Annotated in this window: 12 protein-coding genes; 8 read left to right on the top strand and 4 right to left on the bottom strand. The window is 71.1% G+C overall.

Annotated features, from left to right (window positions below; all coding sequences use genetic code 11):
* Positions 1 to 16 precede the first annotated feature (16 nt).
* On the bottom strand, positions 17 to 337 hold the full coding sequence (locus tag J5X75_RS13210; RefSeq protein WP_208467635.1) for a hypothetical protein: 321 nt from the start codon (positions 335 to 337) through the stop codon (positions 17 to 19).
* Between the two features lie 165 nt (positions 338 to 502).
* Between J5X75_RS13210 and lpdA the strand changes: the two genes are divergently transcribed.
* The 7 genes from lpdA to J5X75_RS13175 all read left to right on the top strand — a co-directional run bounded on the left by lpdA (position 503) and on the right by J5X75_RS13175 (position 9,342).
* Positions 503 to 1,894 carry a dihydrolipoyl dehydrogenase gene (lpdA, locus tag J5X75_RS13205; protein WP_208467634.1) on the top strand — a complete coding sequence of 464 codons (1,392 nt, stop codon included), beginning with the start codon at positions 503 to 505 and terminating at the stop codon, positions 1,892 to 1,894.
* Between the two features lie 42 nt (positions 1,895 to 1,936).
* Positions 1,937 to 3,691 carry a 2-oxoglutarate dehydrogenase, E2 component, dihydrolipoamide succinyltransferase gene (sucB, locus tag J5X75_RS13200; protein WP_208467633.1) on the top strand — a complete coding sequence of 585 codons (1,755 nt, stop codon included), beginning with the start codon at positions 1,937 to 1,939 and terminating at the stop codon, positions 3,689 to 3,691.
* A gap of 84 nt (positions 3,692 to 3,775) precedes the next feature.
* A complete protein-coding gene (locus J5X75_RS13195) occupies positions 3,776 to 4,693 on the top strand; it encodes a TIGR01777 family oxidoreductase (protein ID WP_208467632.1) in 918 nt (305 codons plus the stop codon).
* Positions 4,694 to 4,724: 31 nt separating this feature from the next.
* On the top strand, positions 4,725 to 6,596 hold the full coding sequence (locus J5X75_RS13190; protein ID WP_208467631.1) for a DUF6311 domain-containing protein: 1,872 nt from the start codon (positions 4,725 to 4,727) through the stop codon (positions 6,594 to 6,596).
* A 26-nt stretch (positions 6,597 to 6,622) separates the two neighbouring features.
* The gene (locus tag J5X75_RS13185) at positions 6,623 to 8,539 is read left to right on the top strand and encodes a DUF6311 domain-containing protein (RefSeq protein WP_307798054.1); all 1,917 of its coding nucleotides are present in this window, start codon (positions 6,623 to 6,625) and stop codon (positions 8,537 to 8,539) included.
* A 9-nt stretch (positions 8,540 to 8,548) separates the two neighbouring features.
* On the top strand, positions 8,549 to 9,178 hold the full coding sequence (gene lipB / locus J5X75_RS13180; protein WP_208467630.1) for a lipoyl(octanoyl) transferase LipB: 630 nt from the start codon (positions 8,549 to 8,551) through the stop codon (positions 9,176 to 9,178).
* Positions 9,178 to 9,342 (top strand): peptide ABC transporter substrate-binding protein, encoded by a 165-nt coding sequence (locus J5X75_RS13175; protein ID WP_208467629.1) that lies wholly within the window; start codon positions 9,178 to 9,180, stop codon positions 9,340 to 9,342. The genes lipB and J5X75_RS13175 overlap by 1 nt, the downstream gene beginning before the upstream one ends.
* A gap of 349 nt (positions 9,343 to 9,691) precedes the next feature.
* Here the strand turns inward: J5X75_RS13175 and J5X75_RS13170 are convergent, their stop codons facing one another.
* The gene (locus J5X75_RS13170) at positions 9,692 to 10,837 is read right to left on the bottom strand and encodes a PQQ-binding-like beta-propeller repeat protein (RefSeq protein WP_208467628.1); all 1,146 of its coding nucleotides are present in this window, start codon (positions 10,835 to 10,837) and stop codon (positions 9,692 to 9,694) included.
* Positions 10,838 to 10,852: 15 nt separating this feature from the next.
* Positions 10,853 to 12,097: an aspartate--tRNA(Asn) ligase gene (gene aspS, locus J5X75_RS13165; RefSeq protein WP_208467627.1), complete on the bottom strand. Its 1,245-nt coding sequence runs from the start codon at positions 12,095 to 12,097 to the stop codon at positions 10,853 to 10,855.
* 347 nt (positions 12,098 to 12,444) lie between these two features.
* Between aspS and lipA the strand changes: the two genes are divergently transcribed.
* Complete coding sequence (gene lipA / locus J5X75_RS13160; protein ID WP_238487770.1) at positions 12,445 to 13,371, top strand: lipoyl synthase; 927 nt, start codon at positions 12,445 to 12,447, stop codon at positions 13,369 to 13,371.
* Positions 13,372 to 13,499: 128 nt separating this feature from the next.
* On the opposite strand, the gene J5X75_RS13155 is transcribed toward lipA, so the two are convergent.
* Entirely contained in the window at positions 13,500 to 13,712 is a 213-nt protein-coding gene (locus J5X75_RS13155; RefSeq protein WP_208467626.1) for a hypothetical protein, read from the bottom strand.
* Between the last annotated feature and the right edge of the window lie 68 nt (positions 13,713 to 13,780).

Here is a 13,780-nt window from a genome sequence, read left to right as displayed (position 1 = left end):
GCGCGCCGCCCGGTGATCAGGCCGGGCGGCGCCGCTGCCGCTCGTTGTAGTCCCGCATCCGCTGTGGATAGCCCAGCAGCCGGACATCGTAGACCGGCATCGCCAGCTGGTGGGCGAAACGGCGCGCGACCTCAGGTGACTCGATCCGTCGCCGGGTCCACTCGCCGTCGTGTGCGACAAGCAACAGCGTGGTCTCGGTCACCGTCGTCTGTGGCTCGATGAAGGCCTCGACTCCCCGCCGGGAACGGACGAATTGCGTAAGATGCTCGAGATCGGCGCGGTCGACCGGCCGTCCGCCGGGTCCACCCGGCCGCGGACGCCGCCGAAACCATGCCACCGTTCCCTCCTCGCGTTCGATCCCGCAAGGGTACGTCGGGGCAACGTGTCGTAGGGCACCTGGCTGCATTGACCGGGCCGAGAAGTGACAAGATGTCGGTGACGGGACTGTGACCGTTTCCATTGTGTGACCCACACCGGAGACGATGCGACCACTGGAGTCAACGTGAGCCAGCCCAACGGCGGAACCTTCGACATCGTCATTCTCGGCGCAGGAAGCGGTGGCTATGCGGCCGCGCTCCGGGCCGCCCAGTTCGATCTTTCGGTCGCTCTGATCGACAAGGCCGAGCTCGGTGGCACCTGCCTGCACCGCGGCTGCATCCCCACGAAGGCGCTGCTGCACGCCGCGGAGATCGCCGACCAGACTCGCGAGAGCGAGCAGTTCGGGGTGAAGGCCGACCTCGTCGGCATCGACATGGCGGGGGTGAACGCCTACAAGGACGGCGTGGTCAGCCGGCTCTTCAAGGGCCTGAGCGGCATGCTCACGCACAACAAGAACATCACGGTGGTCCAGGGGGCGGGCAAGCTCGTCAGCAAGGACACCGTGGAGGTGGACGGCAAGCGCTACACCGGCCGCAACATCATCCTGGCCACCGGCTCCTACTCGCGCTCGCTGCCCGGCCTGGAGGTCGACGGCAAGCGGGTGCTGACCAGTGAGCACGCCCTCAAGCTGGACCGGGTGCCGCAGTCGGCGATCGTGCTGGGCGGCGGCGTCATCGGCGTCGAGTTCGCCAGCGTGTGGAAGTCGTTCGGCGCCGACGTGACCATCGTGGAGGCGCTGCCCCGCCTGGTCGCCGCCGAGGACGCCGACATCTCGAAGCAGGTCGAGCGCGCCTTCCGCAAGCGGAAGATCGACTTCAAGGTGGGCAAGCCGTTCGAGAAGGTGGAGCACACCGACAGCGGCGTGCGGGTCACCATCGCCGGCGGCGAGACCCTCGAGGCCGAGGTGCTGCTGGTCGCGGTCGGCCGTGGCCCGACGACCGCCAACCTGGGGTACGAGCAGCAGGGCATCACCCTGGACCGGGGCTTCGTGATCGTCGACGAGCGCCTGCGCACCGGTGTCGGCAACATCTACGCCGTCGGTGACATCGTCCCCGGCCTCCAGCTCGCGCACCGCGGTTTCCAGCAGGGCATCTTCGTCGCCGAGGAGATCGCCGGAAAGAACCCGGCCGTCATCGACGAGGCCGGCATCCCGCGGGTCACCTACTCCGACCCCGAGGTCGCGTCGGTCGGCATCACCGAGGCCAAGGCCAAGGAACAGTACGGCGACGACAAGGTCTCGACGTACAACTACAACCTCGGTGGCAACGGCAAGAGCCAGATCCTCAAGACCGCGGGCTTCATCAAGCTGGTCCGGGTCAACGACGGGCCGGTCGTCGGCGTCCACATGGTGGGCGCGCGGGTCGGCGAGCTCGTCGGCGAGGCCCAGCTGATCACCAACTGGGAGGCCTTCCCCGAGGAGGTCGCTCAGCTCGTACACGCCCACCCGACGCAGAACGAGGCGCTGGGCGAGGCCTTCCTCGCGCTCGCGGGCAAGCCGCTGCACGCGCACAGCTGAAGCTGAATCGATCGTTCACCGCGTTAAGGAGTTTGGGAAAAGATGCCGGTATCGGTAACCATGCCGCGGCTGGGTGAGAGCGTCACCGAGGGAACGGTGACCCGCTGGCTCAAGCAGGAGGGCGAGCGCGTCGAGGCCGACGAGCCGCTGCTCGAGGTCTCCACCGACAAGGTCGACACGGAGATCCCGTCGCCCGCCGCGGGTGTGCTCACCCGGATCGTGGTCGGCGAGGACGAGACCGCGGAGGTCGGCAGCGAGCTGGCCGTCATCGCCGGGGAGGGTGAGGACGCCGGTTCGGCCGCGCCCGCACCGGCCCAGCAGGCGGCCGCGGAGCCGGAGCCCGCCGCTCCGGTCACCCCGTCGACGGAGAAGCCGGTCGAGGCGGAGGCCCCCGCGCCGCAGACCGCCGCCCCGGCGGGCAACGCCGAGGGCACCGAGATCAAGCTTCCGGCGCTCGGTGAGAGCGTCACCGAGGGCACCATCACCCGCTGGCTGAAGCAGGTCGGCGAGGAGGTGGAGGCGGACGAGCCGCTGGTCGAGGTCTCCACCGACAAGGTCGACACGGAGATCCCGTCGCCGGTCGCCGGCACCCTGCTGGAGATCCGGGTCGGCGAGGACGAGACCGCGAACGTCGGCGCGGTGCTGGCCGTCATCGGCGCCGCGGGCAGCGCCCCGGCCGCCGCTCCGGCCCCGGAGAAGCCGGCTCCGGCGCCCGCGCCCGCCCAGGCGCCCGCGCCGAAGGTGGAGAGCGCTCCGGCTCCGAAGATCGAGTCGGCTCCGGCCCCGCAGGTGGCCCCGGAGCCCGCGAAGGCCCCGGCGCCCGCCGCGGTCGAGTCGAACGGCGCCGGCGACGCCGGCTACGTCACCCCGCTGGTCCGCAAGCTGGCCGCCGAGAAGGGCGTGGACCTGTCCACCCTGACCGGCACCGGCGTGGGTGGCCGCATCCGCAAGCAGGACGTGATCGACGCGGCCGAGAAGGCCACCGCCGCGAAGGCCGCCCCGGCCCCGGCAGCCCAGGCCGAGAGGGCTGCCGCACCGGTCGAGAAGGCCGCCGCCAAGGCGGAGCCGAGCCCGCTGCGTGGCCGGACCGAGAAGCTGACCCGGATCCGCGCCACGATCGCCCGCCGCATGGTGGAGTCGCTCCAGGTCTCCGCGCAGCTCACCACGGTCGTCGAGGTGGACGTCACCAAGATCGCCAACCTGCGGAACAAGGCGAAGGCCGACTTCCAGGCCAAGCACGGCGTGAAGCTCACCTTCCTGCCGTTCTTCGCGCTGGCCACGGTCGAGGCGCTGCAGCAGCACCCGGTGGTCAACTCCTCGATCGACGTCGAGGCGGGCACCGTGACCTACCACGGTTCCGAGCACCTGGGCATCGCGGTGGACGCGCCGAAGGGCCTGGTCGTCCCGGTCATCAAGGACGCCGGCGACCTGAACCTGGCCGGCCTGTCCAAGCGGATCGCGGACCTGGCGGACCGGACCCGCAACAACAAGATCGGGCCGGACGAGATCGGCGGCGGCACGTTCACGCTGACCAACACCGGCAGCCGGGGCGCGCTCTTCGACACGCCGATCATCAACCAGCCGCAGGTCGGCATCCTCGGTCTCGGCGCGGTCGTCAAGCGCCCGGTGATCGTGAACGACCCGGACCTGGGCGAGATCATCGCGCCGCGGTCGATGGTCTACCTGGCGCTGAGCTACGACCACCGGATCGTGGACGGCGCCGACGCGGCCCGCTTCCTGGGCACGCTGAAGGAACGGCTGGAGGGCGGCCACTTCGAGGCCGACCTGGGCCTCTAAGGACGACATGGACCGGGGGGTGCGCCGTTGCGGCGTACCCCCCGGTCTGTTTTGAACCAACCGATCTTCGGGAAAGGGTCAGGTATGCGGATCGTCATGGCCGGAGCGTCCGGATTCCTCGGCACCCGGCTCGCCGAACGGCTGCGGCAGAGCGGCCACGACATCGTCCGGCTGGTCCGGCGCCCCTCCGAACAGCCGGACGAGTCCTCCTGGGATCCGGCGCAGGGCCGGCTCGATCAGGCCGTGCTGGCCGGTGCGGACGCGGTGATCAACCTGTCCGGAGCCAATGTCGGCGACCATCGGTGGACCGAGGCGTACAAGCGGGTGCTGCGGTCCAGCCGGATCGACACCACCGACACCATCGCCCAGACGATCGGCCGGCTGCCGGCGGACGAGCGTCCCCGGGTGCTGCTCCAGAGCTCCGCCGTCGGGTGGTACGGCGACACCGGCGATCAGGCGGTCACCGAGGAGGCCCCGGCCGGCACCACGTTCCTGGCCGACCTGTGCCGGGTGTGGGAGGCCGCGGCCCGGCCGGCCGAGGACGCCGGCGTCCGGGTGGTGCTGCTGCGCACCGCTCCGGCGATCGACGCCGGCGGCTCGCTGATCAAGCCGCTTCTGCTGCCGTTCAAGCTGGGGGCGGGCGCCCGGATCGGTGGCGGGCGGCAGTGGATGTCCTGGATCGCCCTGGCCGATTGGCTGGCCGCCGCCGAGTTCCTGCTGGACCGCGACGACCTGGCCGGCCCGGTGAACCTCGTCTCACCCCGGCCGGTGACCAACGCCGAGTTCACCCGGGAGCTGGCCCGGGTGCTGCGCCGGCCGGCCCTGTTCTCGGTGCCCGGCCCGGTGCTCGACCTGGCGATCGGCGGGCTGGCCGGGGAGGCGCAGCGCAGCCAGCGGGTGCTGCCGGGGGTGTTGTCGCAGGCCGGGTTCGCGTGGGCGTACCCCGGAATCGGCGCGGCGCTGGCGGCGACGCTCGGCGCCCGGCCGGTGATGGCTCCCTAGAAGAACAGGCTTTCTTGCTAACCTGCGGCTGATGTCCGTCGTCACCCCCGCCCCCGCCGCGTCCGCAGATCCGCCCGCCGATCCCGCGCAGCCACCTCGTGGCCGTCGTTGGCGTGCCCATCTGACCGTCGCTCTGACAGCGCTCGCGCTGGCCGTCTACGTGACCAACGGCCTGTGGCAGGACCCGTACCGTCACGGCCTCTCCGACAACATCGGGGACCAGGCGTTCTTCGAGTGGCTGCTGGGGTACGGGGTGTACACGCTGGGCCACGGCTCGGACCCGTTCTTCAGCGACCTGCTGAACGTGCCGTGGGGCGTCAACCTGGCGGCGAACACGTCGATCTCGGTGTACACGGTGCTGTTCGCGCCGTTGACCCATTTCGCCGGCCCGCAGGTCAGCTACGTGACGATCCTCACCCTGAATCTCGCCGGGTCCGCCTTCGCGTGGTATCTGTTCCTGCGCCGCTGGCTGGTCCGCAGCCCGCTCGCGGCCGGGCTGGGCGGCATGTTCTGCGGGTTCGCCCCCGGTTTCATCTCGCACGCCAACGGCCACCTGAACTGGACGGCCGGGTGGGTGGCCCCGGTCGTCATCTGGCAGGTGCTGCGGCTGCGGCAGCCGGGCCGCTGGCTGCGCAACGGGCTGATCCTCGGCGTCATGCTGGCCGGCTGCTTCACCATCGCCGCCGAGGGCCTCTTCTACACCGCCCTGGCCAGCGGCATCTTCATCGTGACCTGGTCGCTGGCCGGGCCGGTCCGGACCGAGGCGAAGGCCGCGGCGGGCACCGTGCTGCGGGCGCTCGGGGTCACCGCCGTGGTGGCCGGGGCGCTGCTGGCCTACCCGCTGTACATGCACTTCGCCGGCCCGCAGACGTTCTCCGGGACCGGGTTCAACCAGCGCTACTTCGCCGAGGACGTGGCGGCGTACCTGTCGTTCCCGAGCCGGTCGGTGGCCGCGCTGTTCGGGCTGGGCTCCACCCTGGCGCCCAACCGCACCGAGGAGTCGTCCTTCTTCGGCGTACCCCTGATCTTCCTGATGGTGGTCTCCGCGGTCGTGCTGTGGCGGCGCGCCGCGCCGGCCCGCCGGGCCACGCTGCGGGCGATCCTGGTGGTCGGCGGCGTCTTCCTGGTGCTGTCCTGGGGCCCGCGGATGAACTGGATGGACGACGAGCTGCCCATCCCGCTGCCCTACGCGGCGCTCGCCCACCTGCCGCTGTTCGACTCGGCGCTGCCGCTGCGGCTGGCGCTGGTCGTGGTGGGCGTCTTCGGCGTCCTGCTGGCCCTGATCACCCAGGAGCTGGTGGACCAGCGGCTGTCGGCCAACCTGCAGACCGGGCTGACCGCGGCGATCGTGGCCGCGCTCCTGCCGATCTTCCCGCTGCCGGTGCGCCACCAGGAGCGGGCCCCGGAGCCGGACTTCATCGCGAACGGCACCTGGCAGCGGTACGTGTCGGAGAACGGGGTGATGTCCGCCCTGCCGTTCGCGCTCAACGTGACGGCCGACGGGCAGCGCTGGCAGGCGTACACGATGGCGCGCGGCGGACCGCAGTTCCGGATCCCGGACGGCTACTTCCTCGGCCCGATGGTCAACGGCGAGGAGGGCGCCGGGCAGATCGGCCGGATCGGCGCGCCGCCCGGACCGACCGACTGGCTGTTCACCCGCGCCGCCCTGTACGGCTACGCCGCCCAGCTGAGCAACGCCGACCGCGAGCAGGCCCGGCGTGACTTCGCGTACTGGAACGTGGAGCTGCTCTTCCTGCCCGAGCAGATCACCGGTTCCGACCACATGACACTGTTCCGTAGCGCGGTGGAGACGACCGCGACCGATCTGCTCGGTCCGCCGGAAAAAGTGGACGATGTTCTGGTGTGGCGCATTCGTCCCGGCGTGGACCCGATCGAGCGATGAATTCGGGGCTGGATAATCTCCGCGACGTGACGATCGCCGCGCCCGCCCCGACGACGGACCCGACGACCCCGGATGCCGAGGATCCGGGCGACCCGACGACGGTCGCACCCACCGCCCGGCCCGCCTCGATGTGGCGGTCCTGGAAGTCGCATCTCGCGATGGCGCTCGTGTCGCTGGCCGCGGCCGTCTACGTGTGCCAGGGGCTGTGGCGGGCGCCGTACCGGCACGTGGTCGCCGACAACGTGAGCGACCAGGGCCAGTTCGAGTGGATGATGTCGTACGGCGTCTACCTGCTCCAGCACATGAGCAACCCGTTCTTCACCACGCTGCTGAACGCGCCGCGCGGTGTGAACCTGGCGATGAACACGTCCAGCACGTTCTACGCGGTGCTGTTCGCGCCGCTGACCCATTTCGCGGGCCCGCAGGTCACCTTCGTCACCATCCTGACGCTGAACCTGGCCGGCTCCGCCTTCGTGTGGTACCTGTTCCTGCGCCGCTGGCTGGTCCGCAGCGGGCTCGCCGCGGCGGTCGGCGGCCTGCTCTTCGGGTTCTCCCCCGGTCTCGTCTCGCACGCCAACGGCCACCTCAACTGGACGTCCGGCTGGATGGTCGGCATCGTCGCGTGGTGGGTGCTGAAGCTGCCGGAGAAGGGCCACCGGGTCCGCAACGGCGTGGTCCTCGGCCTGCTCTGCACCATGGGCTTCTCGGTGGCCGCCGAGGCGCTGTTCTTCTGCGCTCTGGCCTGCGCGCTCTTCCTCGCGGTGTGGGCGCTGTCCAAGCCGGGCCTGCGCGCGGCGAAGGAGTCGGCGGGCCGGGTCCTGGTGTCGCTGGGCGTGACCGCGGCGGTCGCCGGGGCGCTGCTGTCCTGGCCGCTCTACATGCACTTCAACGGGCCGCTCAAGTTCACCGGCACCGGCTTCAAGATGCGGTTCTACTCCGAGGACCTGGTGTCGTACGTGGCGTTCCCGCTGCGGTCGGTCGCCGGTCTGTTCGGCTGGGGCGCCGACCTGGCGCCCAACGCGACCGAGGCCACCTCGTTCCTGGGCGCCCCGCTCGTGCTGCTCTTCGCCGTGGCGCTGGGCCTGCTGTGGCGGCGGTCGTCGCCGGAGCGCCGGGTCACGCTGCGCGCGCTGTCCGTCGTGGGGCTCTTCTTCTTCCTGCTCTCGCTCGGCCCGCGGCTGCGGTTCATGGGCGAGGAGCACAGCGACACCCCGCTGCTGTACGCGCTGTTCGTCGACGTCCCGCTGTTCGACTCGGCGCTGCCGGTCCGGTACACGCTGGTCGTGGTGGTGATCTTCGCGATCGTGCTGGCGCTGCTGGTCGACGAGTTCGTCACCCGCGGGCTGCTGGCCAAGCTCACCGTCGGCGTGCTGGTCGTGGCGGCGCTCGCCCCGATCGCCCCGCTGCCGCTGCGCACCCTGGAGCGGGCGCCGGAGCCGGAGTTCATCGCGAGCGGGACATGGCAGGACTACGTCACCGGTGACGGTGTGATGACCTCGCTGCCGCTCTCCATCGACGTGGCCGTGGACAGCATGCGCTGGCAGGCGTACACGATGGCGCGCGGTGGCGACGCCCAGTTCCGGATCCCGGCCGGGTATTTCCTCGGTCCGCAGGACTACCTGGAGACCGGCCGGCACCTGGTGGGCCGGGTCGGCGCACCGGACCGGCCGACCGACAAGCTGTTCTACAAGGCCGCCCGCTGGGGCCAGGTGCCGCGGATCACGAACCTGGACCGGGCCCAGGCACGGATCGACTTCCGCTACTGGAAGCTCCAGGCGATCTTCCTGCCCGCCGAGGTGACCGGCCCGAAGGGCCCGCTGAACCGGGACGCGCTGCTGCGGCTCACCACCGAGCTGCTGGGCGAGCCGGAGCAGGTGCAGGACGTGCTGGTGTGGCGGATCACGCCGGGAGTGGACCCGGTCGACCAGACGGAAGAGGGCTAGGCTGGCGGCGTGACGTCTTCCGTCTTGACCGTCCTGCGTCCCGGCCTGGTCGACTACCTGGCAGCCTGGGAAGAGCAGAAACGCCTGCACGAGGCGGTGGTCGCCGGTTCCCAGCCGGACACGATCCTGCTGCTGGAGCACCCGAGCGTCTTCACCGCCGGAAAGCGCACCGAGCCGGCCGACCGCCCGTTCGACGGCACCCCGGTCGTCGACGTCGACCGCGGCGGCAAGATCACTTGGCACGGGCCGGGGCAGCTCGTCGGGTACCCGATCCTGCGCCTGCCCGACCCGGTCGACGTGGTCGCCTACGTCCGCCGCACCGAGCAGCTGCTGATCGACGTCTGCGCCGAGTTCGGCGTGGTGGCCGAGCGGATCGAGGGGCGCAGCGGCGCGTGGGTCCGGGCCACCGACGGCGGCCTGGACCGCAAGATCGCCCAGATCGGCATCCGGGTGTCGCGCGGCGTCACGCTGCACGGTTTCGCCCTGAACTGCGACTGCGACCTGTCGAATTTCGACCGCTTCATCCCGTGCGGCATCCGCGACGCCGCCGTCACCTCGCTCAGCGCCGAGGTCGGCCGCCCGGTCCCGGTCACCGAGGTCATGCCGATCGTCGAACGCCACCTGGCCACGCTGATCTGATGGCTCTCTACCGCAACCCACAGGACAAGCGGGTCTTCGTTCCCAAACCGGACGGCGGCCTGGTGCTCAATTTCGGACACCCGATCGCCTGGGCCATCCTCGTCAGCACGACGATCATCCCCTTCGTGATCGTCGCGGTGGTCACCCTGGCCGTCCTTCTCTAGCCTGACTGGGCGGCTGGCGCCGCACAGTCCGACCCGGGCGGCTGGCGCCGCACGGGTCTCCGGGTCCGGCTTTTGTTCAAGCAGCCTGACTGGGCGGCTGGCGCCGCACGGGTCCCCGGGTCCGGCTTTTGTTCAAGCAGCCTGACTGGGCGGCTGGCGCCGCACGGGTCCCCGGGTCCGGCTTTTTGATCAAGCGCTGGCGGCCGGCGGGAGCGGCTCTACGGCCGGGAGTAGGTGGGTGAGGGTGAGTGGGCAGCTCCGCCCGGCGCGGGCGGCAAAGGCGCGACCCGGCAGGGAGATCGCCGTCTGCCCACGGCGGCACACGTAGCCCGTACGAAAGGAAATGGTTTCAAGGGAGGCGCCACACCTGGATCAAGCCGTCGGACTGCTGGCAGGCCAGGTGGACGCCGGTGCGGCGGCAGGCGGTCGAGAGCGTCCCGGAGATCGCGCCGCGGGTCTGGCCGGTACGCCAGTCGATCAGGCGCAGGCCGTCACCGGCCGGGCGCAGCAGCAGGTCGCCGAAGGGCAGGCCGGGGCCGAGGCCGGTACCGGCGGCGCCGGTCTCCGGGTCGAGGAGGGTGACCTGCCCGTCGATGGTCAGCGCGAAGCCGTCGGTCCAGCTCTTCCAGTGGACGTCGGTCCAGGCCACCGAACCGTCCCCGGGGTGGATGGCTTGCAGGCCGCCACCGCCGGAGACACAGATGCGGGTGCCGCAGGGTTCGACGGACTTCGGGATGGCGGCGCGGACCGTCCACATCTGGCGCAGATCGGGCAGACGCAGGGCGGTCAGGGAGTACTCGCCGAGGACATAGGCCTGGTCACCGACGATCCGGATCTCGGACGGCCCGCCGTAGGGGGACGCCTGATCGGTGCGGCCGGCCACCCGGCCGTCGGAGCGCCGCAGGGTGACCGCACCGCCGGTCTCCTCGAGGACGACCAGGTACCGCCGGTCGGCGGCGGCCGACGCCGGAGCCTGATGGAACGGCCGCCACCAGGCGACCTCGTTGGTCGCCGGGTCGCGGAGACCGAGACGTGACTCGTCGTCCCAGAGCGCGAGCGCGTCGCCCGCGGGCAGTGCCGTCTGGAGCGCGGTGGCCGCGTCCGCACCGGTACGCGTGTCGGCCACCACCGGCGCACTGCCGATGTTGCCACCGACCAGCACGGCCGAACCGGACACCGACAGCGCCGGCATCCCACCGAACCAGTCGGTCCGCCGGTGCCAGCGGAGCCGGTTCGTGGCCAGATCGTGAGCCAGCACGTCGACCCGGCCGTTCGCCAGGGTCCGGGTGCTGTAGACGGTGTCCTCGGTGAGCAGCCAGGCGCCGCTGGCGTTCTCGGTGGTGGCCACCCGTTCCAGCGGCGGGACCGGCCGTTCGGGGTGGTCCGGGCCGAACAGCAGCGCCAGCGCCAGCACCAGGGCCGATGCGGGGCGCCAGAGCCGGGGCCGTCGCGCGGTTTCGGGCGGCGGCCCCGGCACATCGAGGTCGATGATCACGATGGCATTGAACTACTACGGCGCGACCCGGTGCAGGTCCCGCGGGAACGCCGTCACCTCCCGGACGTTGGCGGCGCCGGTCAGCCGGGCCACGAAGCGTTCCAGGCCGATCGCCCAGCCGCCGTGCGCGGGCATGCCGTAGCGGAACGCGTCCAGGTAGCCCTGCTCACCGGACTCTCCCAGGACGGCGACGTAGTCCTCGTACCGGTGCAGCCGCTGGCCGCCGGTGACGATCTCCAGACCGCGGAACAGCAGGTCGAAGCTGTTCGACCAGGTCGGGTCGGCCGGGTCCGGGTGGGTGTAGAAGGGCCGCTTGCGCATCGGGTAGCCGGTCACGAAGACGAACTCCGACCCGTGCTCGCGCAGCGCCCACTCGCCCACCGCCCGCTCGTGCGCGGGGGCGAGGTCGGGCTCGTCCTCCGGCGCCCCGGCGATCCGCAGGGCCTCGCTGAAGTGCACGGCGGGGATCTCGTCCGGCACGCCCGGCGTCGCGACGTCGGTGACCTCGCCGAGCATCCCGGCGATCGTCCCGGTCAGCGTCGCCATCACGTCCCGGTGGTCGCGGATGAAGCCCATCTCGGCGTCCAGCGACGTGTACTGGGCGAGATGCCGGGCCGTGTCGCTCGGCTCGGCGCGGAACACCGGCCCCACCTCGAAGACCCGCTCGAAGACGCCGACCATCATCTGCTTGTAGAACTGCGGCGACTGCGCCAGATAGGCGGGTCGCCCGAAGTAGTCGAGCTCGAAGACGTTCGCACCCGACTCGGTCGCCGAGGCGACGATCTTCGGTGTATGGATCTCGACGAACCGCCGCTCCTCCAGCGCCCGCCGGAAACCCCTGGTCACGGCGGCCGCGATGCGCAGGCTCACGGCCCGCGACGGATGCCGCAGCGCCAGCGCCGCGTGGTCCAGTTGGGTGGGCAGGCTCGCGCTCAGCGCGGGCCGATGCAGTTCGAACGGCAGGGGTACGGCCACCCGGCTCGTTTCCTGAACGGCCGGGGAGACCAGCTCGACACCCTGCGGAGCCTGCTCGTTGGCGGCGACCACGGCGGTCACCTCGACGACGGTCTCCTCGGTGAGCTGTTCCAGCTGTGCACGGGTGGCCGGGTCGGTGACGACCACCTGGCTGAGCCCGGCGGCGTCCCGGACGATCAGGAAGGCCACCGACTTGAGCAGCCGCCTGCGGTGGATCCAGCCGGCGATGGTGACCTTCGTGCCGGGTTCCGTGGTCGCCAGCTGGGTGGAGAGGATGCGTTGCATGGCGGGTTACCTCCTCTGGTGCTGCAACGCGGCCCCAGGGAGGTGCGGGCGAGCGGGATCCTCGCGGTACCACCGCACCTTCGCGCCCTCGACGAGGGCGCCTCTTTGTCGTGCTGCGGCTCCGGGGTGTCTTCACGCTCCGGCGCGCGGGCCACCCTTCCCAGCTGCCGGGTGGCTCTCTCGGCCGGCGGATCGAAGCGCTACTCGGTCCCATCAACGCCGTGCAGGCACGTTAACAGTCCGCGATGTGCCGATCGCCGGAATATCGAGTGACAGCCGTCACAACTCCGGCCACGTGAGCCTCGTCGCCCCCGCATCGCGCCCGGCGGCGGCGGGCGTATCTTCGGATGGTGACTATTGCTCCCGAGGGCCGCCGCATGCTGCGCATCGAGGCGCGCAACGCCGAGACTCCCATCGAGCGGAAACCGCCGTGGATCAAGGTCAAGGCGAAGATGGGCCCTGAGTACACGGAGATGCGCGGCCTGGTGCAGAAAGAGGGTCTGCACACGGTCTGCCAGGAGGCCGGCTGCCCCAACATCTACGAGTGCTGGGAAGACCGCGAGGCCACCTTCCTCATCGGCGGCGACCAGTGCACCCGTCGCTGCGACTTCTGCCAGATCGACACCGGCAAGCCGGCCGAGTTCGACGCCGACGAGCCACGCCGGGTCGGCGAGTCCGTCGCCACCATGGGCCTGCGCTACGCCACCGTCACCGGCGTCGCGCGTGACGACCTGCCCGACGGCGGCGCCTGGCTCTACGCGGAGACCGTCCGCCAGATCCACAAGCTCCAGCCCGGCTGTGGCGTCGAGCTGCTGATCCCCGACTTCAACGCCGACCCGGCCCAGCTCGCCGAGGTCTTCGGCGCCGCGCCCGAGGTGCTGGCACACAACGTGGAGACCGTCCCGCGGATCTTCAAGCGCATCCGCCCCGGCTTCCGCTACGAGCGCTCCCTCGACGTGATCACCCAGGCCCGCGCGGCCGGCCTCGTCACCAAGAGCAACCTGATCCTCGGCATGGGCGAGGAGCGCGCCGAGATCTCCGCCGCCCTCCGCGACCTGCACGCCGCCGGGTGCGAGCTGATCACCATCACGCAGTATCTCCGGCCCACCCCGCGCCACCACCCGGTCGAGCGCTGGGTCAAGCCGGAGGAGTTCGTCGAGCTCCGCGAGGAGGCCGAGCAGATCGGCTTCGCCGGCGTGATGAGCGGGCCACTGGTCCGCTCGTCGTACCGGGCCGGCCGTCTGTACCGTCAGGCCCTCGAAGCCCGGGGCTGAGCCTCCCGCCAGGCCCTCGAAGCCCCGGGTTGGGCCTCCCGCCAGGCCCTCGAAGCCCCGGGCTGAGCCCCCGCCAGGCACGAAAGAAGCCCCGCACCACCCGGTGCGGGGCTTCGGCGTGTGACCGGCTACTTCTTCCGGGACTTCACGGGCTTCCTGATCTTCTCCTCGGCCCTCTCGGAAGCCGCGTGGTCCCTCACGACCTCCGGGAACAGGAACGGCGAGAACAGCTTCAGAAAGACCATGCCGAACGGGGCCAGCCAGGCCCACCACGGCACCAGCGCGTTCGGCCCGAAGAGCATCTCGGCCACGCTGTGACTCACCTCGACAGCGGCATCCATCACTTGACTCCGGGGGAAGGGCTCGGTGGGCTGACGTCCACCTCAGGGAGAGCGGGCCCTCAATATCG

It is taken from the genome of Actinoplanes flavus (genome assembly GCF_017592555.1).
GTDB classification, from domain to species: Bacteria; Actinomycetota; Actinomycetes; order Mycobacteriales; family Micromonosporaceae; genus Actinoplanes; species Actinoplanes flavus.
This window is presented reverse-complemented; position numbering and strand designations above follow the sequence as displayed.

What these genes read in the sequence shown, in the direction of transcription:
- J5X75_RS13155 (WP_208467626.1), bottom strand. Translation starts at nt 13,712, where the DNA reads ATGGATGCCGCTGTCGAGGTGAGTCACAGCGTGGCCGAGATGCTCTTC.
- J5X75_RS13190 (WP_208467631.1), top strand. Translation starts at nt 4,725, where the DNA reads ATGTCCGTCGTCACCCCCGCCCCCGCCGCGTCCGCAGATCCGCCCGCC.
- lipA (WP_238487770.1), top strand. Translation starts at nt 12,445, where the DNA reads ATGGTGACTATTGCTCCCGAGGGCCGCCGCATGCTGCGCATCGAGGCG.
- aspS (WP_208467627.1), bottom strand. Translation starts at nt 12,097, where the DNA reads ATGCAACGCATCCTCTCCACCCAGCTGGCGACCACGGAACCCGGCACG.
- J5X75_RS13175 (WP_208467629.1), top strand. Translation starts at nt 9,178, where the DNA reads ATGGCTCTCTACCGCAACCCACAGGACAAGCGGGTCTTCGTTCCCAAA.
- J5X75_RS13195 (WP_208467632.1), top strand. Translation starts at nt 3,776, where the DNA reads ATGCGGATCGTCATGGCCGGAGCGTCCGGATTCCTCGGCACCCGGCTC.
- sucB (WP_208467633.1), top strand. Translation starts at nt 1,937, where the DNA reads ATGCCGGTATCGGTAACCATGCCGCGGCTGGGTGAGAGCGTCACCGAG.